Below are 22,481 nucleotides of genomic sequence, written 5' to 3' on the forward strand. Positions count from 1 at the left end.
TACTTACATTCCTCTGCCAGAGCGCGCAGTGGATGGTACCTTCCTGATGCCAGTTGAGGACGTATTCTCGATCTCTGGTCGTGGTACTGTAGTTACTGGTCGTGTTGAGCGCGGTATCATCAAAGTAGGTGAAGAGATCGAGATCGTTGGTATCGTTCCAACTATCAAGACCACTTGTACTGGTGTTGAGATGTTCCGTAAGCTGCTGGACCAAGGTCAAGCAGGTGACAACATCGGCGCGCTGCTGCGTGGAACGAAGCGTGAAGAAGTTCAGCGTGGTCAAGTTCTGTCTAAACCAGGCTCAATCACTCCGCACACCAAGTTCACTTCTGAGATCTACGTATTGTCTAAAGAAGAGGGTGGTCGTCACACTCCATTCTTCAGCAACTACCGTCCTCAGTTCTACTTCCGTACTACGGACGTAACTGGCGCGATTTCTCTGCCAGAAGGCACTGAAATGGTTATGCCAGGTGACAACGTATCGATCACTGTAACGCTGATCGCCCCGATCGCGATGGAGCAAGGTCTGCGCTTTGCGATTCGTGAAGGTGGCCGTACCGTTGGTGCCGGCGTTGTAGCTAAGATCATCGAATAAGGATTTGGATATGCAAAACCAAAAAATCCGTATCCGCCTGAAAGCGTTTGACTACTCTTTGATCGACCGCTCTGCGCAAGAGATCGTTGAGACTGCAAAACGCACTGGCGCTGTGGTGAAAGGCCCGGTTCCTTTGCCAACTAAAATCGAGCGTTTTGATGTGCTGCGTTCGCCGCACGTTTACAAAACGTCGCGTGACCAGTTCGAAATTCGCACTCACCTGCGCATGATGGATATCGTTGACCCAACAGATAAAACTGTTGATGCGTTGATGAAGCTGGACTTGCCAGCTGGTGTAGATGTAGAAATCAAACTGAACTAATCCTTATTGGCGGGCATATAAGTGCTTGCCTTATAAGGATTTAGTGTGGTAGTATCGCGGACTTGCCATCAGGTGGTGGCAAGTCCGTTTATTTTTTAATGGTCATAGCCAGTCAATCGTAACTGGCCCTTGATAAAGGGAATAACTATGAGCTTAGGTCTTGTAGGTCGCAAAGTCGGCATGACCCGCATTTTTGCTGAGGACGGCGTGTCTGTTCCAGTAACAGTGCTGGAAATGGCTGCAAACCGCGTCACGCAAATTAAAACCGAAGAAGTGGATGGCTATTCAGCTGTTCAAGTTACTTTCGGCGCTAAGAAAGCTGGTCGTGTAAATAAAGCTGAAGCAGGTCATTTTGCTAAAGCTGGTGTAGAAGCTGGTGAAGCTCTAGTTGAGTTTCGTCTGGCGGCTGACAAAATCGCGGATCTGAAAGCCGGCGATACTCTGTCAGTTGAGTTGTTTAGTGTAGGTCAGATTGTTGATGTAACTGGCACCACCCAAGGTAAGGGTTTTGCTGGTCCAATCAAACGTCACCACTTTAGCTCTAATCGTGAATCACACGGTAACTCGGTTTCGCACCGTTCGCCTGGTTCGATTGGTATGGCGCAAGATCCTGGTCGTGTATTCCCAGGTAAGCGCATGGCCGGTCAGTTGGGTAATGTGAAGCGTACCGTGCAAAATCTGGAAGTTGTACGTGTTGATGTAGAGCGTCAACTGCTGTTGGTTAAGGGCGGTGTGCCAGGTTCTAAAGGCAATCAAGTCATTGTCCGTCCAGGCGTGAAGGTGGGTGCGTAATGGAACTGAAATCTGTAAATCTGAAAGGTGAAGCTCAGGCGGCAGTTGCAGGTTCGGATGCACTGTTCGGTCGTGAGTTTAGCGAAGCTCTGGTGCACCAGGTTGTAACTGCGTATTTTGCAAATGCACGCAGTGGTAATCGTGCGCAGAAAGATCGCACTGATGTAAAACACTCAACCAAAAAGCCTTGGCGTCAAAAAGGTACGGGCCGTGCTCGTGCTGGTATGTCGTCTTCTCCGCTGTGGCGTGGTGGTGGTCGTGCGTTCCCAAATAGCCCTGATGAGAATTTCTCTCAAAAAGTAAACCGCAAGATGTACCGTGCCGGTATTGCGACGATTTTCTCGCAATTGGTGCGCGAAGAGCGTCTGTTGGTGGTTGATTCTTTTGATGTTGAAACTCCAAAAACTAAGGCTTTTGCTCAGAAGCTAGCTGATCTGCAGCTGGATAACGTGCTGATTATCACCAAAGAACTGAGTGAAAATCTGTACCTCGCTTCGCGCAATCTGCCGCATGTTTTGGTACTTGAGCCATCGCAAGCTGATCCAGTTAGCCTGGTTCGCTTCAAAAAAGTAGTGCTGACTCGTGATGCGCTGCAGGCTCTTGAGGAGATGTTTGCATGATCAAAATCGCCGAAAATCGCCTGTTGCAAGTAATTCTTGCTCCAGTTGTATCGGAAAAAAGCACCATGCTGGCTGAAAAAGCTGAGCAAGTTGTTTTCCGTGTTGCAACTGATGCAACTAAGGCTGAAATTAAAGCTGCAGTTGAATTGCTGTTCAAAGTGAAAGTGGACGCAGTCACAACTGTTAATGTGAAGGGTAAAACCAAACGCTTTGGCCGCACAGCTGGTCGTCGTAAAGACTGGAAAAAAGCGTATGTTAGCCTTGTGGCGGGTCAAGAAATTGATCTGGCTGCTGCGCAATAAGGAGTCTGAATAATGGCTTTGGTTAAAGTAAAACCTACCTCTCCAGGTCGCCGCGCAGTAGTTAAGGTTGTTAACGAAGATCTGCACAAAGGCGCGCCTTACGCACCTTTGCTGGTGAAAAAATCAAAAACTGGTGGTCGTAATAATAACGGTCATATCACTACACGCCATATCGGTGGTGGTCACAAGCAGCACTACCGCTTGATCGACTTCCGTCGCAATAAAGATGGCATCGTAGCGAAAGTTGAACGTATTGAATACGATCCAAACCGCACTGCGCATATTGCATTGCTGTGCTATGCAGATGGCGAACGCCGCTACATTATTGCCCCTAAAGGCTTGGTAGTTGGTGCTACTGTAGTATCGGGTTCAGAAGCACCGATCAAATCAGGTAACACTCTGCCTATCCGCAATATTCCAGTGGGTTCAACTATTCATTGCATCGAATTGCAACCTGGTAAAGGCGCGCAATTAGCTCGCTCAGCTGGCGCTGCTGTACAGTTGCTGGCTCGTGAAGGTGCGTACGCTCAATTGCGTCTGCGCTCAGGTGAGATCCGTAAGGTGCACGTTGATTGCCGCGCAACGATCGGTGAAGTGGGTAATGCAGAGCATTCTCTTCGTTCATACGGTAAGGCTGGTGCTAAGCGCTGGTTGGGTATTCGTCCAACTGTTCGTGGTACTGCGATGAACCCGGTTGATCACCCGCACGGTGGTGGTGAGGGTCGTACTGGTGAAGGTCGTGTGCCAGTTAGCCCATGGGGTCAACCTACTAAAGGCTATCGTACTCGTCGTAACAAGCGTACGGACAACATGATTGTTCGTCGTCGTTTCGCGAACAAGGGGTAATGAATAATGGCTCGTTCCGTTAAAAAAGGTCCATTCGTTGATCTGCATCTGCTGAAAAAAGTAGAAGCAGTCCGTGCCAATAACGACAAACGTCCAGTGAAAACTTGGTCTCGTCGTTCTACCATCCTGCCAGACTTCGTTGGTTTGACCATCGCTGTGCACAACGGTAAACAGCACGTTCCAGTCTATGTGAATGAAAACATGGTAGGCCATAAGTTGGGTGAGTTTGCGCTGACCCGTACTTTCAAAGGCCATGCCGCGGACAAAAAATCTAAGCGATAAGGTGAAGACATGCAAGTATCTGCTGTACTAAGCAACACTCGCCTCTCGGCTCAGAAAGCACGTCTTGTCGCAGACTTGGTTCGTGGCAAGCCCGTAGAGCAGGCGCTGAATATTCTGACTTTCTGCCCGAAAAAAGGCGCTGTTCTGATCAAGAAAGTGCTTGAATCGGCAATTGCCAATGCTGAGCACAATGAAGGTGCGGATATCGACACCCTCAAAGTGAAAACAATCTATGTAGACAAAGGCCCTTCGCTGAAACGATTTGCTGCTCGAGCTAAAGGCCGCGGCAATCGTATCGAGAAGCAAACTTGTCACATTACACTCACTGTTGGCGATTAAGGAGCTACTGATGGGTCAGAAAATTCATCCAACAGGCTTCCGTCTGCCTGTTACTAAAAACTGGTCTTCTCGTTGGTACGCCAACAGCAGCAGTTTTGCCAAGATGTTGAATGAAGACATCGAGGTGCGGGATTTCTTGAAAAAGAAATTGGCCGGTGCTGCTGTTAGCCGTGTAGTGATTGAGCGCCCAGCTAAAAACGCGAAAGTGACCATCTACTCAGCTCGTCCGGGCGTAGTGATTGGTAAAAAAGGTGAAGATATCGAGCAGCTGAAGGCTCAGCTGCAAAAGATCTTGAACGTGCCAGTACATGTGAACATTGAAGAAGTTCGTAAGCCAGAGATTGATGCGCAAATCATTGCTGATAGCATCACTTCTCAGCTTGAAAAACGTGTGATGTTCCGCCGCGCGATGAAACGTGCGATGCAGAATGCAATGCGTTTGGGTGCACAAGGTATCAAGATCATGTCTTCAGGTCGTCTGAATGGTATCGAGATCGCTCGTACTGAGTGGTATCGTGAAGGCCGCGTGCCTTTGCATACTCTGCGTGCCGATATCGACTACGCAACTTCTGAAGCAAAAACGACCTACGGTATCATCGGTGTGAAAGTTTGGGTTTATAAGGGTGAAGTTAAGCCAGGCGAAAAATTCGCGGCTGAACCTGTAGAAACCCAGAAGAAACCACGTAAGGGGCCACGAAATGCTGCAGCCAACTAGACTTAAATTCCGTAAGGTCCAGAAAGGCCGTAACACTGGTATCGCGACTCGTGGTAACACAGTAGCTTTCGGTGAGTTTGGTCTGAAGGCAACTAGCCGTGGTCGTTTGACTGCGCGTCAGATTGAATCTGCTCGTCGTGCAATCACCCGTTATATCAAGCGTGGTGGTCGCGTTTGGATTCGTGTATTCCCAGACAAGCCGATTTCGACTAAGCCTGCCGAAGTGCGTATGGGTGGGGGGAAAGGTTCTCCTGACTATTACGTAGCTGAGATTCAGCCAGGTAAAGTACTGTACGAATTGAACGGTGTATCTGAAGAAGTGGCTCGTGAAGCGTTCCGCTTGGCTTCTGCCAAGTTGCCATTTGCAGTTACATTCGTTTCTCGCCAAGTGGGGCAATAAATGAAAGCTAGTGAACTGCAACAGAAGACTGTCGAAGAGCTGAAAGCTGAATTGACGTCACTGCTGAAGGCTAAGTTTAGTCTGCGCATGCAGCATGCGACTGGCCAATTGGCAAAAACCAGTGAACTGAAACGCGTGCGTAAAGATATTGCGCGTGTATTGACTGTTCTGTCACAGAAGGCGGCATAAGCATGAGCGAAACTAAACTCAAACGTACGCTGACCGGTCGTGTTGTTAGCAATAAGATGGACAAAACAGTAACCGTATTGGTAGAGCGCCTGGTGCGTCATCCACTGTACGGGAAAATGGTTCGTCAATCTAAAAAATACCACGCTCACGATGAGCTGAACCAATACGGCGAAGGTGATGTGGTGACAATCGAAGAGGGTCGTCCTCTGTCTAAGACTAAGTCTTGGGTGGTTACGGCTCTGGTCGAAAAAGCACGCGTTATTTAATTTATTGAAAAATAACACTTAGTGCTTGTGCGGGCATTCTAACTTGTGTAGAATGCCCGTTTTCCTTGCGAGTCAGAAATTTGACTCGTGTTTTCCCTTCGGGATCCAAAACTGGCCGCTATTGGCTCGGCTCGACCGGGCACCTGGTTCTCCGGGCGATTAGGCGGATTAAGTTGGAGGCTTTTAAATGATTCAAATGCAATCCAAGCTTGAGGTTGCTGACAATACTGGTGCACGCACAGTGATGTGCATCAAAGTATTGGGCGGCTCAAAGCGTCGTTACGCATCTATCGGTGACATCATCAAGGTGAGCATCAAGGATGCGGCTCCACGTGGTCGTGTGAAAAAGGGCGATGTTTACAACGCCGTTGTTGTTCGCACTGCTAAAGGCGTTCGCCGTGCAGATGGCGCACTCATCAAATTTGATGGCAATGCAGCTGTATTGTTGAACAACAAACTCGAGCCAATCGGCACACGTATCTTCGGGCCAGTGACACGCGAATTGCGTAGCGAGCGCTTTATGAAGATTGTTTCCCTGGCTCCAGAAGTGCTGTAAGGAGTAGGGTAATGAATAAGATTCGTAAAGGCGACGAAGTCGTTGTTCTGACCGGTAAAGATAAAGGTAAGCGTGGTGTTGTTGTCCGTGCTCTGCCTGCTTCTGATCGTGTTGTGGTAGAGGGTGTTAACGTAGTTAAGAAACACCAAAAGCCAAACCCAATGCGCGGTGTTCAGGGTGGTATCGTTGAGCTGACTATGCCAGTTCACGTATCTAATGTAGCTATTTTCAATGCTAAAACTGGCAAAGCAGATCGCGTTGGCTTCAAGATTGAAGACGGCAAGAAAGTGCGCGTGTTCAAGTCTAGCGGCGAAGTAGTTGGCGCGTAAGGGGATGGCAATGGCACGTTTTCAAGAAATCTACGAAAGCAAAATTGTTCCTGAATTGATTAAGCAATTCGGTTACAAGTCAGTGATGGAAGTTCCTCGTATCGAAAAAATCACCGTAAATATGGGTGTGGGCGAGGCAGTTGCTGATAAGAAAGTAATGGAATTCGCAGTTGGCGATATGCAAAAAATCACCGGCCAAAAGGCTGTAGTGACTAAAGCTAAAAAATCAATTGCTGGCTTCAAAATTCGTGATGGCTATCCAGTAGGTTGTAAAGTAACTCTGCGTCGTGAGCGTATGTACGAGTTCTTGGATCGTCTGGTTACTGTGGCTCTGCCACGTGTACGTGACTTCCGTGGTGTTGGTGGCAAATCATTTGATGGTCGTGGCAATTTCAACATGGGTGTGAAAGAGCAGATCATTTTCCCAGAGATCGAATACGACAAGATCGATGCTCTGCGCGGTATGAATATCACCATTACTACTACGGCTAAAACTGACGAAGAAGCGCGCGCTCTGCTCGCTGCCTTCAAGTTCCCGTTCAAGAATTGAGGCGATCATGGCTAAACTTGCACTGATTAATCGTGAAGCCAAGCGTGAAGCTGCGGTTGCTAAATTCGCAGCCAAGCGTGAAAAGCTTCTGGCAATTATTAACGACAGCAAGGTGAGTGAGGAAGAGCAATTCCAAGCCCGCCTGAAATTGCAGCAACTGCCACGGAATTCTTCGCCAGTTCGTCTGCGTAATCGTTGTCAATTGACTGGCCGTGCCCGCGGTGTATTCCGTAAGTTCGGTCTGGGTCGTAGCAAACTGCGTGATCTTGCTTTCAAAGGCGAGATTCCAGGTCTTGTTAAAGCTAGCTGGTAATAGGAGAACTAAAACATGGCAATGCATGATCCTATCGCCGATATGCTGACTCGTATCCGTAACGCTCAGCGTGCAGAAAAAGCTTCGGTGGTAATGCCTTCTTCAAAACTGAAAGTGGCTATCGCTAAAGTACTGCACGAAGAAGGTTATGTTGAATCTTTCGTTGTTACTGGTGACGTTAAGCCGGTACTGACTATTGAGCTGAAATACTACGCAGGTCGCCCAGTTATTGAGCGTCTTGACCGTGTGTCTAAGCCTGGTCTGCGCGACTACCGTGGTAGCGGCGAGATTCCTAGCGTAATGAATGGTCTTGGTGTGGCAATCTTGTCTACTTCCAAGGGTGTGATGACCGACCGCAAAGCACGTGCCAATGGTATTGGCGGCGAGTTGCTGTGCATCGTTGCTTGATGAGGTGTCACAATGTCTCGCGTAGCTAAGAATCCAGTAGCAATTCCGGCCGGCGTTGAAGTTAAAGTCGACGCTGGTCAAATCGTAGTTAAAGGCCCGCAAGGTACTTTGGCTCAACCGGTGGTGGCTGATGTTGCTGTCGAAGTTAAAGACGGTAACGTGACATTTGCTGCTAATGGCAATAGCAAATTTGCCCGTTCAATGTCAGGCACATTGCGCGCTCTGGTTAACAACATGGTAAATGGTGTTAACAAAGGCTTTGAGCGCAAACTGACGTTGGTTGGTGTTGGTTATCGTGCGCAAGCACAAGGTGATGTGCTGAACCTGTCACTGGGTTTCTCTCACCCTGTTGCGCATCCAATGCCAGCTGGCATCAAATGTGAAACCCCTTCTCAGACTGAAATCATTCTGAAGGGTGCCGATAAACAACTTCTCGGTCAAGTCGCTGCTGAAATCCGCGCTTATCGTTCGCCAGAGCCATACAAAGGCAAGGGCGTTCGTTACTCGGACGAAGTTGTGGTGATTAAAGAAACCAAGAAGAAGTAATCGAGGCTGAATCATGGATAAGAATCAAAGCAGACTCCGTCGTGCACGTAAAACCCGTGCCAAAATTGCGGAGCTTAAAGTTGCACGTTTGTCTGTTCATCGCACGAATAGCCATATCTATGCACAAATCTTCGATGCAACTGGTAGCCAAGTATTGGCATCAGCTAGCACCGTTGAGGCTGCAGTGCGTGGTGAAGTGAAGAATGGCGGCAACGTTGCAAGTGCGGTTGCAGTTGGCAAGCTGATCGCTGAAAAAGCAAAAGCTGCTGGCGTGCAAAACGTAGCTTTCGATCGCTCAGGTTTCAAATACCACGGCCGTGTAAAAGCACTGGCTGATGCGGCTCGTGAAGCTGGCCTCGTCTTCTAATTGAGTTTGGAGTTTAAATATGGCTAAGAACGAAATTGAAGATCGTCAGGACGGCCTTCGTGAGAAGATGGTAAGCGTAAATCGCGTTACCAAAGTCGTTAAAGGCGGTCGTATTCTTGGTTTTGCAGCGTTGACTGTTGTCGGTGACGGCGATGGCGGCGTTGGTATGGGTAAAGGCAAGTCAAAAGAAGTGCCGGTAGCCGTACAAAAAGCGATGGAAGAAGCCCGTCGCAAAATGATCAAAGTAAATCTGCGCAATGGTACAGTGCAGCACACAGTGTTCGGTAAACACGGTGCAACTACTGTATTCTTGCAGCCAGCCCCAGAAGGTACCGGTATTATTGCTGGTGGTCCTATGCGTGCTGTATTTGAAGTAATGGGTATTCATAACATTACTGCTAAATGCCACGGCTCGACCAACCCATACAATATCGTTCGTGCGACTCTGGATGGTTTGTCTAAGCTGCATACGCCAGCTGAGATCGCTGCTAAGCGTGGTAAATCCGTAGAAGAAATTCTCGGGGGTGCACAATGAGCGACGTGAAAACAGTTAAAGTAACTCTGGTTAAAAGCCTGATTGGCCGTCTGGAGTCACATAAAGCGTGTGCGCGTGGTCTGGGCTTGCGTAAAACTAACAGCTCGTCTGTAGTTATTGATACGCCTGAAAACCGCGGCATGATCAATAAGATCAGCTATCTGCTGAAGGTGGAGGGTTAATCATGGAACTCAATAACCTGAACCCAGGCGTTGGTGCTAAACACGCTGCAAAACGCGTTGGTCGTGGTATTGGCTCTGGCTTGGGTAAGACTGCAGGTCGTGGTCACAAAGGTCAGAAGTCTCGTTCTGGTGGTTTCCATAAAGTGGGTTTTGAAGGCGGTCAAATGCCTCTGCAGCGTCGTCTGCCAAAACGTGGCTTTAAATCACTGGCTCAAGGCAAAAATGCTGAAGTTACTCTGGCTGAACTGCAAGCTCTGCCGATCAATGAGATCGACATGCTGAGCCTGGTTCAAGCTGGTCTGATTTCTCAGCACGCAATCAGCTGCAAAGTGATCCTCTCTGGTGAAATTAGCCGCGCTGTAACACTGAAAGGTGTTGCTGCCACTAAAGGCGCCAAAGCTGCGATCGAAGCTGCTGGTGGTTCTGTAGCAGAGTAATTTTTAAAGGTTTAGGCAGAACGTGGCAAATCCCGCTATTGCTGGGTCAGCAAGTAAATTTGCTGATCTCAAAAAGAGAATCTGGTTTGTAGTTGGTGCACTGATTGTATATCGCATCGGTGCTCATATCCCGGTACCTGGGATCAATCCTGTTGAGCTTGCCAACTTGTTCCAGTCTTCACAGACTGGCCTGTTGAATATGTTCAATATGTTCTCTGGTGGTGCTTTGTCACGCTTCACCGTGTTTGCGATTGGTATCATGCCGTATATTTCGGCCTCGATTATCATTCAGCTGGCGGGTGAAGTTCTGCCTAACTTGAAGCAGTTGAAGAAAGAGGGTGAGGCTGGTCGTCGTAAGATTACTCAGTACACCCGCTACTTTACCGTTCTCTTGGCGAGCGCTCAGAGTTTCGGTATTGCGATGATGCTGTATCGCCAGCCTAATTTAGTGGTGCTGGATCAATGGCTTTTTGTTGCTGTGACCATGGTTAGCTTGGTTACTGGCACGATGTTCCTGATGTGGCTGGGTGAGCAAATCACTGAGCGTGGCCTTGGGAATGGTATTTCGATCATTATTTGTGCAGGTATTGCCGCTGGTGTACCTGGTGCAATTGGGAAAACACTTGAGCTGACTAGCCAAGGTTCCCTGCCTATCTTGTTGGTGTTATTCCTTTTTGTTGGTGTGGTGCTCCTTACTGCCGCTGTGGTATTTGTTGAGCGTGGCCAACGCAAAGTGCCTGTACAATATGCCAAACGCCAAGTTGGTAATCGCCTGATGCAAGCGCAGAGCTCGCATCTGCCGTTGAAGCTCAATATGGCTGGTGTAATTCCACCCATTTTTGCCTCATCAATTATTCTATTCCCAGCCACTGTTTTGTCTTGGACTGGTAATAGCGAGCATTTCTATTGGCTGAAGTCGATTGGTGATAAGTTGCATCCTGGTCAGCCGCTGTATGTGCTGCTCTATGCTGCTGCGATTATTTTCTTCTGCTTTTTCTACACTGCGCTGGTGTTTAACCCACGTGAAACGGCTGAAAACCTGAAGAAAAGTGGTGCCATGATTCCTGGTTATCGCCCAGGTGATCACACAGCGAAGTACATTGAAAAACTGATCATGAAATTGACTCTGATTGGTGCCGTGTACATCACTGTAGTATGTTTGATTCCTGAGTTTTTGATTTTGAAGTGGAATGTTCCATTCTACTTTGGTGGTACTTCGCTGCTGATCTTGGTGGTGGTGACAATGGACTTTATGGCACAGATGCAGTCATACATTATGTCGCACCAGTATGAGAGTCTGCTCAAAAAGGCAAACTTCAAGAACTAAACGTTGTGCTGTTTTAATTGGATGCCCAGCTATATGCTGGGCATCTTAACTGACGTGTGGCTATTGTTCGTCTTTCCATAAGTTCTGCGGTGTGTTATAGTCGTGGGCTTTACTGGAATTCGATTGCGCTCTGGAATTGGTGCAGTCAGGGACAGTAGGCGCATCGTATTCCAGTCAATGCTTTTGTTGACTGGGATTTTTCTTTGTTCCCAAAGGATAGACCATGAGAGTTCAAGCATCGGTCAAGAAAATCTGCCGTAACTGCAAGATTATTCGCCGCAATCGTATTGTGCGCGTAATCTGCACCGACCCACGGCACAAGCAGCGTCAAGGTTAATTGGTTCGCCAATTTCCTAGACAATAATCCAAGACTTTTTAACCTGGGGTAAGAAGTATGGCCCGTATTGCTGGGGTTAATATCCCTAATCATCAGCATACTGTGATCGGTCTGCAGGCAATTTACGGTATCGGCCAAACTCGCGCTAAAGCGATTTGTGCTGCTACTGCTATTGAGCCTAGCAAGAAAGTTAAAGATCTCAGTGAAGCTGAACTTGACAAACTGCGCGACGAAGTAGGCAAATTCACCGTTGAAGGTGATCTGCGTCGTGAAATCACTATGAGCATCAAGCGTCTGATGGACCTTGGCTGCTATCGTGGCTTCCGCCATCGCAAAGGCCTGCCGGTTCGCGGTCAGCGTACTAAAACTAACGCGCGCACTCGTAAGGGTCCGCGTAAAGCCATCGCTGGCAAGAAGTAATTAAGGACATAAATTATGGCTAAAGCAAACACAGCTCGTGTACGTAAGAAAGTCAAAAAGAGCGTGTCTGAAGGTATCGTGCACGTTCACGCTTCCTTCAATAACACGATCATTACCATCACTGATCGCCAAGGCAATGCTTTATCTTGGGCTACCTCGGGCGGTGCTGGTTTTAAGGGCTCTCGTAAAAGTACACCTTTTGCCGCACAGGTTGCTGCAGAAGCTGCTGGTAAAGTTGCCCAAGAATATGGTGTTAAAAACCTCGAAGTACGCATCAAGGGTCCGGGCCCTGGTCGTGAATCATCAGTGCGCGCTTTGAACGCACTGGGCTTCAAAATTACCAGTATCTCGGATGTGACGCCTGTTCCGCACAACGGCTGCCGTCCTGCGAAAAAGCGTCGTATCTAATTTCGGAGTAAGAAATGGCTCGTTATATTGGACCCAAGTGCAAACTTGCACGCCGCGAAGGCACGGATCTGTTCTTGAAAAGCGCTCGTCGTTCGCTCGACAGCAAGTGCAAGCTGGAACAAGCCCCAGGCCAGCATGGCGCTAAGAAAAATACGCGTCTGTCGGACTACGGCGTACATCTGCGCGAAAAGCAAAAGATCCGTCGCATTTACGGCGTGCTGGAACGTCAGTTCCGTCGCTACTTTGAAGAGGCTGCTCGCCGCAAAGGTTCAACTGGTGAGAACCTGTTGAAGCTGCTGGAAAGCCGTCTGGACAACGTAGTTTATCGTATGGGATACGGCTCTACTCGTGCCGAATCTCGTCAACTGGTTTCCCACAAGTCAATCACCGTTAACGGTAATGTTGTAAACATTCCTTCTTTCCAAGTGAAAGCGGGTGATGTTGTTGCCGTACGTGAAAAAGCTAAGAAGCAAGTACGTATTCAGGAAGCGTTGAGCTTGGCTGAAGGCATTGGCTTCCCGAGCTGGGTACAGGTTGATGCTAAAAAAATGGAAGGCGTGTTCAAAAACATGCCAGAGCGTTCAGATCTGTCTAGCGATATCAATGAATCGCTGGTAGTTGAATTCTACTCCAAGTAATAACCTGAACCAGTTGGCAAGGGATACTGACTTATGCAAATTAACGCAAACGAGTTGCTCAAACCGCGCATTATTGATGTGCAGGCTCTGGCTCAAGCTCACGCTAAGGTCGTTATGGAGCCGTTTGAGCGTGGTTATGGCCATACTCTCGGTAATGCGCTTCGCCGGATTCTTCTTTCTTCAATGGCCGGTTACGCACCGACCGAAGTTAAGATTGACGGTGTAGTTCACGAATATTCCGCATTGGATGGCGTACAGGAAGACGTAGTCGATATCCTGTTGAACCTGAAAGGCGTTGTGCTGAAACTGCATGGTCGGGATTCTGTCACTCTTACCCTGACAAAAGAGGGTGAGGGTGTCGTCAAGGCTTCCGACATTCAGTTGCCGCATGATGTAGAGGTGATTAACCCTGATCATGTCATTGCGCACCTGTCTGCGGGTGGCAAGCTGAGCATGGAAATCACTGTCGAGAAAGGTCGCGGCTATCAGCCTGCACCTGCTCGTCTGAACAAAGATGAAGGCCGTTCTATCGGGACTATCATCCTGGATGCTTCATTCAGCCCTATCCGCCGCGTGAGCTATCAAGTTGAAAGCGCACGTGTTGAACAGCGTACTGATCTTGACCGTCTGATTATCGACATTGAAACCAATGGCGTAATCGAGCCGGATGAGGCTGTGCGTCAGGCCGCGCGTATGCTGATCGACCAGCTCGGCGTATTTGCTGATCTGGAAGGTACGCAAGAAGAGAAAGTAGTTGAGCCACAAGTCACCATCGATCCGATTCTGCTGCGTCCAGTAGATGATCTCGAGTTGACCGTACGTTCAGCGAACTGCTTGAAAGCGGAAAACATCTATTACATCGGCGATCTGATTCAACGTACCGAAACCGAGTTGCTTAAAGCGCCTAACTTGGGTCGTAAATCGTTGAACGAGATCAAAGAGGTCTTGGCTTCCAAAGGCCTTAGCCTTGGCATGCGCCTTGAAAACTGGCCACCAGCTGGCTTAGATAAGCCTTAAGCTGGTACTAGCAAAGGAATTGACAAATGCGTCATCGTCTTTCTAATCGTAAACTGAATCGCACGTCGAGCCATCGTCTGGCGATGTTGCGCAACTTGGCTAATGCCTTGTTGAAGCACGAAGTAATCAAAACCACTCTGCCAAAAGCGAAAGAACTGCGTCGCGTGGCTGAGCCCTTGATTACTCTGGGTAAAAAACCTTCATTGGCTAACCGCCGTCTGGCATTTGACCGCACTCGTGATCGCGAGATCGTGGTTAAACTGTTCGACGTTCTGGGTCCACGCTATGCTGCACGTAACGGCGGCTATCTGCGTATCCTGAAATGTGGTTTCCGTGTTGGCGACAACGCGCCTATGGCGTATGTTGAGCTGGTTGACCGCCCGGAAGAAGTTGAAGCTGCTGAATAAGTAGTTTCAAAATGAAAAGCCGACCTTTCTAGGTCGGCTTTTTCTTTGTGTGGATTTTATGGCTACCTATGTAATCGGTGATGTACAAGGCTGTTTTGCAGAGTTCAGCCGCCTTCTTGCACTAGTGCGCTTTAATCCGGCAGAAGATCGGCTGATTTTCTTAGGTGATTTAGTCAACCGTGGCCCCGGCTCGCGTGAGGTGTTGGCATGGGCGTATACGCATCGTGACCATGTTGAACTCGTGCTTGGCAATCATGACTTGCATCTGCTGGCGTGTTGGCTTGGTTTCGCGCAGCCTAAGGGCTTGGATACCTTAGCTGAGATACTTGCTGATCCTGACTGCGAAAGTTGGTGTGAGTGGCTGCTGCAGCAACCTTTATTACTGAAACGTCAGGGGTATATGCTCAGCCACGCCGGTATCAATCCCGTTTGGGGTGATACTGAGGGAGGGTATTGGGCTAACTTTGCCCGAGAGCGATATAGTTCTGCTGAACGCAAGCTATGGTTTGCCGCAATGTATGGCAATAAACCACGTCGGTTTGATATCAATGATGACGAGGAAGGCTTATTCCGTTTTGCCATTAATAGTTTTACTCGTATGCGCTTTTGCGAGCCGGATGGCAAACTCGACTTTAAATTTAAAGGCGAGTTGGATACTGCTCCGCACAATTTGCAACCTTGGTTTGTGGTGCGAGAACAGTTAGGCAATGCAGCTGCCCCTGTTTTGTTTGGGCATTGGTCCGCGCTTGGTGTGCGCAAAACGCCTGCATATGTGGCCTTGGATAGTGGTTGTGTCTGGGGTGGCGCTTTAACGGCCTTTTGCTTAGAAACTGGTGAGCTCTTTAGCCAAGCTGCTTTGGCTGCGTATCAGCATATTGAAGCATGAAAGCATGATGCTGTTGTTCAATCACATGCTGTAATTCGCCGGTGAGCTCGGCGCGAGTTTTGCCAGTAATGCTGATTGGCGGCAGATAGTAGAGATGAAACACCAGCCCAGAGTGTTTCATCAACGTATGCATCGATTGCTCAAAGCTAATATCGTCGATGTAGGCAGCCAAGTCAGTTTGTTTGCCGTTCAGTGTGTAGTTCAGGTAAAACGGCTGAATGGTGCCTCCAGAATTCATCACAGCTTGAATCAGCGAGCCTTTGAACGGTAACACTTGGCGGCCGTTGCTGGTAGTGCCTTCAGGGAAAAAGCTAATACATTCGCCCGCACGCATTGCTGCACTAATCTGCTCGTTAACGAGTTTGGTGTCTTTGATGCGTTGCCGATTAATAAAGAATGTGCCAGCGCCTTGGCAGAGTCGGCCGACTAATGGCCAGCCTGCAATTTCAGATTTAGCGACAAAACCTGAATGGAACTGGCTTTTGAGTGCGAATATATCAAGCCACGAAATATGATTGCCAGCATAAAGTAGATTGCCGGCCTGGGTGTTGATTTGGCCGTGGATTTCTAATTGCAGATCGAACACTGCAATCAGCTTCAATGACCATTGTTTAATCTTGGCGCCACGTTGTTGATAACTGAGTCGTGGCAAAACAAATGTGACCTGAAACAGGCCGCTCGCAAGGAGTAAGGCCAGCTGCAGGCCACGCTGAAGATATTTCATTGCTGCTCTAATTTAATACCAGTTGCCTTACAGTTTAGCGGAATGTGCCATTGCCGTAGAGCTTAACGGCTAAAGTGTCGCACATGGCGTGCATTCAAGGCATTCATTGGCAGTAGCATGAAAAAGTCTGCTGAGTTGAAGTCAGGGTCCCACGCCGGTTCGCCGCACACCATTGCGCCGGCCTTGATATAGCCTTTAATCAAAGGCGGGATTTCGACTTCGATTTGCCCTGCCAAGCCGGCTAGTGGCAATGGATGGCGGGGAAAAACTCGCCATTCAATCGGGGCGTAAGATGCAGCTTTAAGTTGGTTGTATAAGCTCGTAGCCCGGTGGCCACCATCCGAAAGCGGGATGGAAGCGCAACCCATCATGTATTGATAGTTGTTTTGCCGCATGTATTGCGATAAACCTGCCCATAAGCGGGCGATGGTAGAGCCCGTGCGGTAGTTGGCATCGACACAGGAACGACCAAATTCAACCAGCTGCGGACGGATGTGTTGTAAACGCGTCAGATCGAATTCGATATCTGAATAATAGCTGCCTACTTTTTTCGCTTGATGTGGCGGCAAGATGCGATAGGTGCCCACAACTTCACCGGTTTCATCATTCATGGCGATCAAGTGGTCGCAATAGGCATCGAACAGATCTTCATCAATCCCGAACTCTTTGGTGTTGAGTTTGGCGCCCATTTCATCTGCAAAGATGCGATAGCGCAGGGCTTGTGCGGCGCGAATTTGATCTTTCGAAGTGGCCAGGGCAACAGTGATTTTGCCGGTGCGTGAGCTGGTATGGCTGTGCGTGAGGGCGTGGTGCATGAGAAACCTCGTCGTGTGTTTCTCATACGTTAGCTGGCGCATATTGCTATGCGGTGAAAATTAAATGATGTTTGAGTTGCGCTTGGCTTACTGCTTAATGCTGGGGTGGCAATTGTGCCTGCAATAACTCGAGTGGATCAACTTCGGCGCTGTCGGCAACGCGATATTTCTCGCTGGCCCATTCGCCTAGATCGATTAGTTTGCAGCGCTCACTGCAAAAAGGTCGAAATGGATTGCTCGTGGAGTATTCAGTTTGGGCTTTGCAGATCGGGCAGAGTACTGATGGCATTACAAGTTGCAATAAGTTAGCGTGAAGTTGAGATCGGTTTCGATGACCTTGGCGCGTTCGCCGCTAGTCGAAGGCACGATAAAGCGAATATTGATCGCATAACGGTTAGCAGATAGCTCGGGGACGGCTGGTACATCGGTCGGTAAAGAGACTTTCAGCATCTGCACGGTTTTGCCGCCCGACATTTGCTGAAAACAGCCGGCCTTGGCGGTATAGTGCGTACTCTTGCCTGAGTCACGCAATAGCTTCAAAACGATATCGAGGCCGTTTTTAATTGGCAGCAATGGCGTTAGCCAGCGCTCCAAGTCGGCACGGCGACGATCAGCGCTTTGTTTGCGCCAGTAATGATAAGAGGGCAGGTCAAACTCGCACACACCACCAGGAATGGACACACGTTGCTTAATGGCCATTAGCCATTCATTCTCACGCAGGTATTGGCCAAACTTGCCGGTCATATCCAGTAAATTGGTATGCGTGATTTCAATCTCGCCCAACACTTGCTCAAGGGCATCTTCGGAGATATGCGGATTATTGCGTAGGGCGGCTAGGGCTTGGCGTTGGCGTTCCAGTTCTTGCAGCAGATCTGATTTCAGATCAGCACGGCTGGCCACTTCCATGATCTCAAAAATACCCAGCAAGGCCATGTGGTGATCAAGTGCATCTTCCCGGGCAACCAGCTTGCTAGTGCGCACATACAGCTCTTCAAGGCGCAGCAAGGTGCGAATGCGTTCATTGATCGGGAATTCGTAGCTAATCACGTGATGCTGCCCTTCAAGTTCCACTTTGGGAGGAAAAATGGCAGGGATGGCGATTGCTGATCTCTGCCAGTATTTTTCGATGAAGCCGGTTTACTTGATACACAATATCAAGCTTAGACCCATTATTGTAAAGCAAGTAATCGCTAAGATGTCCGCGTTCGTCATCGCCCAATTGATTATTCATAATCGATACGACAGTTTCGCGGCTTAAGGCTGAGCGTTGCATCACGCGACGTATCCTTAGCTCGGTATCTGCCAGGATGGTTGCCGTTGCATTGCAGTGCGCACGAAAGCTCGGTGTTTCATGCAGCAGCGGCACCATAAAAATGATGTATTCGCTCTCGATCATGGCGATGGCCTGCAGACAGGCCTGCAAAATAGCCGGTTGAAAAATAGATTCGAGTCTGGCTTTGGCGCCGGTATTACTAAACACGGCATCACGCAACCATGCTCGATTTAATGTGCCATCGTGTGCAACTGCATTTGGGCCAAAAGCCTGCGCAACTTGGGGAATCAGGGGGGAGTTGGCTTGGCTTAATTGATGAGCCTGTGCATCGGCATCGATGACACCGATGCCGAGCTGTTGCCAGATTACAGCAAAGGTAGATTTACCAGAGCCGATGCCGCCAGTTAGGCCAATAACTGGCCGCTTAGAGGCCATACAGCAAATGGTTAAGCTCTGGACCAAAGAACAGGGCCAAAATCCCCGCGATGCCTAGGTAGGGGCCGAAGGGTAATGGCTTATTCCAACCGCGGTTTTTGCCGATCACCATCACAATACCGATCACCGCTCCGGCCAAGGATGAAAGAAGGATAATCGCTGGCAAGCTACTAGCGCCGAGCCAAGCGCCTAGCGCTGCAAGTAATTTGAAGTCACCGTAGCCCATCCCTTCTTTTCCTGTTACGAGCTTGAATAGCCAGTATATGCTCCAAAGGCTTAAATAGCCTAATGCAGCGCCATATACCGCCGAGGGTAAGCTCGTAAACAAAGCAAAACTATTGGCAAGTAGCCCCGCCCAAACTAAGGGTAGGGTGATCGAGTCGGGCAGCAGATAGGTATCAGCATCGATCATGATCAGCGCGATCAGAGCCCAAGCAAAAGGCAGCGCGCAGAGTAGCTGCAAACTAGGGCCAAATTTCCAAGCGAGCAAAGCACTCAAAATGGCAGTGGCCAGCTCAACAGTCGGGTAACGAATGCTGATGGCAGATTGGCAATTTGAACACTTGCCCTGCAGGAATAACCAGCTGATGACCGGGATGTTCTCGCTGGCCTTGATCTGGTGCCCGCAATGAGGGCACGCAGAACGCGGTACTACCAATGTGTATTTGGCGCTGGTGGCAGTCTGTATTGCTTCAGGGAAGTAGGTCTGGCATTCCTGCTTAAAACTGGCCTCCATCATAATCGGTAAACGATGAATAACCACATTCAGAAAACTGCCAACCAATATGCCCAAAATACCGACGACCCAAATCAGGATGCTCGGTTCATAGAGATAATCCATTAGCCGACCGCCGCACCCATTTTGAAAATTGGCAGATACATTGCTACCACCAAGCCACCGATCAAGGTGCCTAATACCACCATGATGATCGGTTCCATCAGACTGGAAAGTGCTTCCACCGCATTATCGACTTCTTCTTCGTAGTAGTCGGCGACCTTACCGAGCATGCTATCCAGAGAGCCAGACTCTTCGCCAATCGAAGTCATCTGCAACACCATATTGGGAAATACATTGGCGTTTTGCATTGCAGTGGTCAGGCTGGTGCCGGTGCTCACTTCGGACTGAATGCGGCTTGTTGCGAGTTTGTAAATAATATTGCCTGCCGCTCCGCCGACTGAGTCGAGCGACTCTACCAGTGGAACACCGGCAGCAAACATCGTCGCAAGTGTGCGGGTCCAGCGAGCAATCGTTGCGTTTTTAACAATTTCACCGAATACAGGCAGTTTAAGGAGTAGGCGATCCATAAAGAACTGGACCTTCTCGGAGCGGCGCCAAATTTGTAGGAAGCTATAAATGCCACCACCAATCACGCCGAAGATAAGCCACCAGTATTGGACAAAGAAATCCGAAATGGCCATGACTAAGAGCGTGGGGCCTGGTAGATCTGCACCAAAACTCGAGAATAACTCCTTGAAAGCAGGAATTACGAAAATCATAATCACGGCGGTGATGACGAATGCGGCAACAATGACCGCGGTCGGGTAAAACATCGCCGATTTGATTTTCTTTTTAACTGCTAGAATCTTTTCTTTGTAGGTGGCTAGACGCGCTAGCAAGGCGTCAAGAATACCAGCCTGTTCACCAGCCTGTACGAGGTTACAGTACAGATTGTCAAAGTGCATTGGGTGCTTGCGAAAAGCCTGCGTCAACGATGAGCCGGTTTCAATATCCGTTTTAATTTCCATTAAAAGTTTGGTGACGGAGGGGTTGCCATGCCCCTTGGCCACGATATCAAAGGCCGTCAGCAGTGGGACACCCGATTTCAACATGGTGGCCAATTGGCGAGTGAACATGGTGATGTCCAAGTCTGTAATTTTACGTCCTGCGCCCAAGCGTACTCTCTTCACGCTAGTGACGTTAATACCTTGGCGGCGTAATGTGCTCTTGACCACGCTCTCGCCGCTAGCTCGCATTTCGCCTTTCACTATTTTATTGGTTCTGTCTTTGCCTTCCCAGCGGAAGGTGAATTCTTTCACAGCTGGGCTCTTGCTTCTGGTAGTGGCCATGCTGATCCCCTATTAGGTATTGGTGACGGCCATGACTTCTTCTAGCGAAGTAAGGCCTTGTTTAACTTTACGCAGACCGGCTTCACGCAGGCTAAGAACGCCTTCTTTGCGCGCTTGGTCGGCAATGTCAATCGCGTTGCCGTGATTCATAATCAAGCGATTGATTTCGTCCGTGATGGGCATGACTTGATAAATGCCCACGCGGCCTTTGTAGCCCGTGTTTTTGCAGATATCGCAGCCAACTGGACCATACGGCTGCCAAGTGTCGTCGAGGTCGGCTTCTGTGAACCCCGCATCGAGTAGCGCTTGCTTGGGGATATCGACGTGTTTTTTGCAGCTGCACAGCCGTCTAGCTAAGCGTTGCGCGGTAATCAAAATCACGGATGAGGCGATATTGAAGGGCTGAATGCCCATGTTCAGCATCCGCGTCAGCGTCGTCGGCGCATCATTGGTGTGGAGGGTTGAAAACACCATGTGGCCGGTTTGGGCGGCTTTAATTGCAATATCTGCAGTTTCAAGGTCGCGAATCTCCCCCACCATGATGATGTCGGGATCTTGACGCAAGAAAGCTTTTAGTGCTGCAGCAAAGGTTAGGCCGGCTTTGTCGTTGACGTTAACTTGGTTGATGCCGGGGAGGTTAATCTCGGCCGGATCTTCAGCAGTCGAGATATTGATATCTGGTTTATTGAGTAGATTGAGGCAGGTATACAGCGATACGGTTTTGCCCGAGCCCGTAGGGCCGGTAACCAGTACCATGCCGTATGGCCGTTGAATCGCATCAAGGATAATGGCCTTCTGGTCCGGATCGTAGCCCAGGGCGTCAATGCCCAGTGTGGCGGAGGACGGATCCAAAATCCGCATTACGATTTTTTCGCCGTGCATCGTCGGCAAGGTAGAAACCCGGAAATCAATCGCTCGGGATTTGGATAGAACCAGCTTCATCCGGCCATCTTGTGGGATGCGCTTTTCTGAGATGTCCAGTTTGGAAATAACCTTAATCCGCGATGAAATTTTCTCTTTGATCGCCAGTGGTGGCTGCGCTACCTCGCGCAGCACTCCATCCACCCGATAGCGGATGCGATAGAATTTTTCAAACGGTTCAAAGTGGATATCCGAAGCGCCGCCGTTAATGGCATCCATCAAGATCTTTTGCAGATATTTAACGACAGGGGCATCGTCAATTTCTTGCCCCATTTGCGCGTCGTTGCTGCTTGGCTCGGGGTCCCCGCCTGCCATTTCAAGGTCGGCTTCGTCAATGACAATGTCTTTGAAGTTGGCGCCCGAAGCCTCAATGGTTTTGTTGAGGAGGTTAACAAGTTTGTTGTCCTCAACAATAATGGGCTCGACTTGCGAGTTGGTCTGAAAGCGAACTTTTTCGATGGCTTCCAGATTGGTGATGTCAGACAGGCCAATAAACAACTTGGTGCCACGTTTGAACAGGGGCACCAAGCGTTGAGAGCGCATGATGTTGTTATCCAGTACGCCCTGTGGCAGGTAGCTGGTATCGATGCGATCGAGGTCTAGCAATGGGTAGCCGAAGGTTTGCGAAGAAAATTCGGCGATTTCCCGTGCGCTAAGTTTGCGGCTTTGGGTTAATTGTTCGATGAACGAGGTTTTGCTGCTGCTGGCGGCCGACTGCAAAGCTTCGGCGTCGGTTTCGCTGAGACGTCCATGCTGGACGAGCAGACGGGCGAGGCCTGAGATGTGCGGGGTGCTCATGGCAGAAAAATCACTCCAATGCGATCAAGGCTTGATCCGTACGTTGCGGACAAAGCAAGCTCAATATAACCATAATCTTTACAAGTCTAGCAGATGACTTTCGAATGCGTAGCATCT

General features: G+C 49.2%; 38 protein-coding genes. 30 read left to right on the forward strand and 8 right to left on the reverse strand.

The genetic code is table 11. The features are described 5' to 3' along the window. The 30 genes from G482_RS0100620 to G482_RS0100760 form a co-directional block, all read left to right on the forward strand. On the forward strand, positions 1–595 hold a 595-nt coding region (locus tag G482_RS0100620), incomplete at its 5' end, for an EF-Tu C-terminal domain-related protein (protein WP_028448391.1). 10 nt (positions 596–605) lie between these two features. Beyond that, positions 606–917 (forward strand): 30S ribosomal protein S10, encoded by a 312-nt coding sequence (gene rpsJ, locus G482_RS0100625; protein WP_028448392.1) that lies wholly within the window; start codon positions 606–608, stop codon positions 915–917. Positions 918–1,064: 147 nt separating this feature from the next. Further along, positions 1,065–1,709, forward strand: coding sequence for a 50S ribosomal protein L3 (gene rplC / locus G482_RS0100630; RefSeq protein WP_028448393.1), 645 nt, complete (start codon positions 1,065–1,067; stop codon positions 1,707–1,709). Continuing rightward, complete coding sequence (gene rplD, locus G482_RS0100635) at positions 1,709–2,329, forward strand: 50S ribosomal protein L4 (RefSeq protein WP_028448394.1); 621 nt, start codon at positions 1,709–1,711, stop codon at positions 2,327–2,329. The genes rplC and rplD overlap by 1 nt, the downstream gene beginning before the upstream one ends. Further along, positions 2,326–2,631, forward strand: a complete 306-nt coding sequence (rplW, locus tag G482_RS0100640; protein WP_028448395.1) for a 50S ribosomal protein L23 — start codon at positions 2,326–2,328, stop codon at positions 2,629–2,631. The genes rplD and rplW overlap by 4 nt, the downstream gene beginning before the upstream one ends. A gap of 12 nt (positions 2,632–2,643) precedes the next feature. Next, positions 2,644–3,477 (forward strand): 50S ribosomal protein L2, encoded by an 834-nt coding sequence (gene rplB / locus G482_RS19935; protein ID WP_047395215.1) that lies wholly within the window; start codon positions 2,644–2,646, stop codon positions 3,475–3,477. 6 nt (positions 3,478–3,483) lie between these two features. Continuing rightward, positions 3,484–3,759, forward strand: a complete 276-nt coding sequence (rpsS, locus tag G482_RS19940) for a 30S ribosomal protein S19 (RefSeq protein WP_047395218.1) — start codon at positions 3,484–3,486, stop codon at positions 3,757–3,759. Between the two features lie 9 nt (positions 3,760–3,768). Then, entirely contained in the window at positions 3,769–4,098 is a 330-nt protein-coding gene (rplV, locus tag G482_RS0100655) for a 50S ribosomal protein L22 (RefSeq protein ID WP_028448396.1), read from the forward strand. Between the two features lie 10 nt (positions 4,099–4,108). Further along, a complete protein-coding gene (rpsC, locus tag G482_RS0100660; RefSeq protein ID WP_028448397.1) occupies positions 4,109–4,813 on the forward strand; it encodes a 30S ribosomal protein S3 in 705 nt (234 codons plus the stop codon). Continuing rightward, a complete protein-coding gene (rplP, locus tag G482_RS0100665) occupies positions 4,797–5,213 on the forward strand; it encodes a 50S ribosomal protein L16 (protein ID WP_028448398.1) in 417 nt (138 codons plus the stop codon). The genes rpsC and rplP overlap by 17 nt, the downstream gene beginning before the upstream one ends. After that, positions 5,214–5,402 (forward strand): 50S ribosomal protein L29, encoded by a 189-nt coding sequence (gene rpmC / locus G482_RS0100670; RefSeq protein ID WP_028448399.1) that lies wholly within the window; start codon positions 5,214–5,216, stop codon positions 5,400–5,402. A gap of 2 nt (positions 5,403–5,404) precedes the next feature. Further along, positions 5,405–5,668, forward strand: a complete 264-nt coding sequence (gene rpsQ / locus G482_RS0100675; protein ID WP_028448400.1) for a 30S ribosomal protein S17 — start codon at positions 5,405–5,407, stop codon at positions 5,666–5,668. 187 nt (positions 5,669–5,855) lie between these two features. After that, on the forward strand, positions 5,856–6,224 hold the full coding sequence (gene rplN, locus G482_RS0100680) for a 50S ribosomal protein L14 (RefSeq protein ID WP_028448401.1): 369 nt from the start codon (positions 5,856–5,858) through the stop codon (positions 6,222–6,224). Between the two features lie 11 nt (positions 6,225–6,235). Beyond that, entirely contained in the window at positions 6,236–6,553 is a 318-nt protein-coding gene (gene rplX / locus G482_RS0100685; protein WP_028448402.1) for a 50S ribosomal protein L24, read from the forward strand. 10 nt (positions 6,554–6,563) lie between these two features. Continuing rightward, positions 6,564–7,103: a 50S ribosomal protein L5 gene (gene rplE / locus G482_RS0100690; RefSeq protein ID WP_028448403.1), complete on the forward strand. Its 540-nt coding sequence runs from the start codon at positions 6,564–6,566 to the stop codon at positions 7,101–7,103. A gap of 7 nt (positions 7,104–7,110) precedes the next feature. Next, positions 7,111–7,416 (forward strand): 30S ribosomal protein S14, encoded by a 306-nt coding sequence (gene rpsN / locus G482_RS0100695; protein ID WP_028448404.1) that lies wholly within the window; start codon positions 7,111–7,113, stop codon positions 7,414–7,416. 15 nt (positions 7,417–7,431) lie between these two features. Continuing rightward, complete coding sequence (gene rpsH, locus G482_RS0100700) at positions 7,432–7,824, forward strand: 30S ribosomal protein S8 (protein WP_028448405.1); 393 nt, start codon at positions 7,432–7,434, stop codon at positions 7,822–7,824. Between the two features lie 12 nt (positions 7,825–7,836). Beyond that, positions 7,837–8,370, forward strand: coding sequence for a 50S ribosomal protein L6 (gene rplF, locus G482_RS0100705; protein WP_028448406.1), 534 nt, complete (start codon positions 7,837–7,839; stop codon positions 8,368–8,370). Between the two features lie 13 nt (positions 8,371–8,383). Beyond that, entirely contained in the window at positions 8,384–8,737 is a 354-nt protein-coding gene (gene rplR / locus G482_RS0100710) for a 50S ribosomal protein L18 (protein ID WP_028448407.1), read from the forward strand. Between the two features lie 19 nt (positions 8,738–8,756). Continuing rightward, on the forward strand, positions 8,757–9,272 hold the full coding sequence (rpsE, locus tag G482_RS0100715; protein WP_028448408.1) for a 30S ribosomal protein S5: 516 nt from the start codon (positions 8,757–8,759) through the stop codon (positions 9,270–9,272). Continuing rightward, positions 9,269–9,454 (forward strand): 50S ribosomal protein L30, encoded by a 186-nt coding sequence (gene rpmD / locus G482_RS0100720; RefSeq protein WP_028448409.1) that lies wholly within the window; start codon positions 9,269–9,271, stop codon positions 9,452–9,454. Before rpsE ends, rpmD begins: the two co-directional genes overlap by 4 nt. Positions 9,455–9,456: 2 nt before the next feature. Continuing rightward, positions 9,457–9,891: a 50S ribosomal protein L15 gene (gene rplO, locus G482_RS0100725; RefSeq protein WP_028448410.1), complete on the forward strand. Its 435-nt coding sequence runs from the start codon at positions 9,457–9,459 to the stop codon at positions 9,889–9,891. Positions 9,892–9,913: 22 nt separating this feature from the next. Then, on the forward strand, positions 9,914–11,218 hold the full coding sequence (gene secY, locus G482_RS0100730) for a preprotein translocase subunit SecY (protein ID WP_028448411.1): 1,305 nt from the start codon (positions 9,914–9,916) through the stop codon (positions 11,216–11,218). A 223-nt stretch (positions 11,219–11,441) separates the two neighbouring features. Then, positions 11,442–11,555: a 50S ribosomal protein L36 gene (gene rpmJ, locus G482_RS19945; RefSeq protein WP_081986638.1), complete on the forward strand. Its 114-nt coding sequence runs from the start codon at positions 11,442–11,444 to the stop codon at positions 11,553–11,555. Positions 11,556–11,612: 57 nt separating this feature from the next. After that, positions 11,613–11,975, forward strand: a complete 363-nt coding sequence (gene rpsM, locus G482_RS0100735) for a 30S ribosomal protein S13 (protein WP_028448412.1) — start codon at positions 11,613–11,615, stop codon at positions 11,973–11,975. Between the two features lie 15 nt (positions 11,976–11,990). Next, entirely contained in the window at positions 11,991–12,383 is a 393-nt protein-coding gene (gene rpsK, locus G482_RS0100740) for a 30S ribosomal protein S11 (protein WP_028448413.1), read from the forward strand. A 14-nt stretch (positions 12,384–12,397) separates the two neighbouring features. Then, positions 12,398–13,021 carry a 30S ribosomal protein S4 gene (gene rpsD, locus G482_RS0100745; RefSeq protein ID WP_028448414.1) on the forward strand — a complete coding sequence of 208 codons (624 nt, stop codon included), beginning with the start codon at positions 12,398–12,400 and terminating at the stop codon, positions 13,019–13,021. Positions 13,022–13,054: 33 nt separating this feature from the next. After that, entirely contained in the window at positions 13,055–14,038 is a 984-nt protein-coding gene (locus tag G482_RS0100750; protein WP_034618537.1) for a DNA-directed RNA polymerase subunit alpha, read from the forward strand. 26 nt (positions 14,039–14,064) lie between these two features. Then, on the forward strand, positions 14,065–14,445 hold the full coding sequence (gene rplQ / locus G482_RS0100755; RefSeq protein WP_028448416.1) for a 50S ribosomal protein L17: 381 nt from the start codon (positions 14,065–14,067) through the stop codon (positions 14,443–14,445). A gap of 58 nt (positions 14,446–14,503) precedes the next feature. After that, a complete protein-coding gene (locus tag G482_RS0100760; RefSeq protein WP_028448417.1) occupies positions 14,504–15,331 on the forward strand; it encodes a symmetrical bis(5'-nucleosyl)-tetraphosphatase in 828 nt (275 codons plus the stop codon). Here G482_RS0100760 and G482_RS0100765 read toward each other — a convergent pair. The 8 genes from G482_RS0100765 to pilB all read right to left on the reverse strand — a co-directional run bounded on the left by G482_RS0100765 (position 15,288) and on the right by pilB (position 22,364). Next, complete coding sequence (locus G482_RS0100765) at positions 15,288–16,055, reverse strand: lysophospholipid acyltransferase family protein (RefSeq protein WP_028448418.1); 768 nt, start codon at positions 16,053–16,055, stop codon at positions 15,288–15,290. The two genes, G482_RS0100760 and G482_RS0100765, sit on opposite strands and share 44 nt — an antisense overlap. A gap of 62 nt (positions 16,056–16,117) precedes the next feature. Then, positions 16,118–16,870, reverse strand: a complete 753-nt coding sequence (locus G482_RS0100770) for a GNAT family N-acetyltransferase (protein ID WP_028448419.1) — start codon at positions 16,868–16,870, stop codon at positions 16,118–16,120. A 94-nt stretch (positions 16,871–16,964) separates the two neighbouring features. Continuing rightward, positions 16,965–17,159, reverse strand: coding sequence for a DNA gyrase inhibitor YacG (locus G482_RS0100775; RefSeq protein ID WP_034618538.1), 195 nt, complete (start codon positions 17,157–17,159; stop codon positions 16,965–16,967). Continuing rightward, positions 17,159–17,917, reverse strand: a complete 759-nt coding sequence (gene zapD, locus G482_RS0100780; RefSeq protein WP_028448421.1) for a cell division protein ZapD — start codon at positions 17,915–17,917, stop codon at positions 17,159–17,161. Before zapD ends, G482_RS0100775 begins: the two co-directional genes overlap by 1 nt. Before the next feature lie 13 nt (positions 17,918–17,930). Next, positions 17,931–18,578, reverse strand: a complete 648-nt coding sequence (coaE, locus tag G482_RS16770; RefSeq protein ID WP_051258625.1) for a dephospho-CoA kinase — start codon at positions 18,576–18,578, stop codon at positions 17,931–17,933. Then, positions 18,568–19,419, reverse strand: a complete 852-nt coding sequence (locus tag G482_RS0100790) for a prepilin peptidase (RefSeq protein WP_028448422.1) — start codon at positions 19,417–19,419, stop codon at positions 18,568–18,570. The genes coaE and G482_RS0100790 overlap by 11 nt, the downstream gene beginning before the upstream one ends. Continuing rightward, positions 19,419–20,645: a type II secretion system F family protein gene (locus G482_RS0100795; protein ID WP_028448423.1), complete on the reverse strand. Its 1,227-nt coding sequence runs from the start codon at positions 20,643–20,645 to the stop codon at positions 19,419–19,421. Before G482_RS0100795 ends, G482_RS0100790 begins: the two co-directional genes overlap by 1 nt. 12 nt (positions 20,646–20,657) lie before the next feature. Further along, the gene (gene pilB, locus G482_RS0100800) at positions 20,658–22,364 is read right to left on the reverse strand and encodes a type IV-A pilus assembly ATPase PilB (protein WP_034618539.1); all 1,707 of its coding nucleotides are present in this window, start codon (positions 22,362–22,364) and stop codon (positions 20,658–20,660) included. Positions 22,365–22,481 lie beyond the last annotated feature (117 nt).

Origin of the sequence: Chitinibacter tainanensis DSM 15459 (assembly GCF_000429785.1) — a bacterium.
GTDB lineage: Bacteria > Pseudomonadota > Gammaproteobacteria > Burkholderiales > Chitinibacteraceae > Chitinibacter > Chitinibacter tainanensis.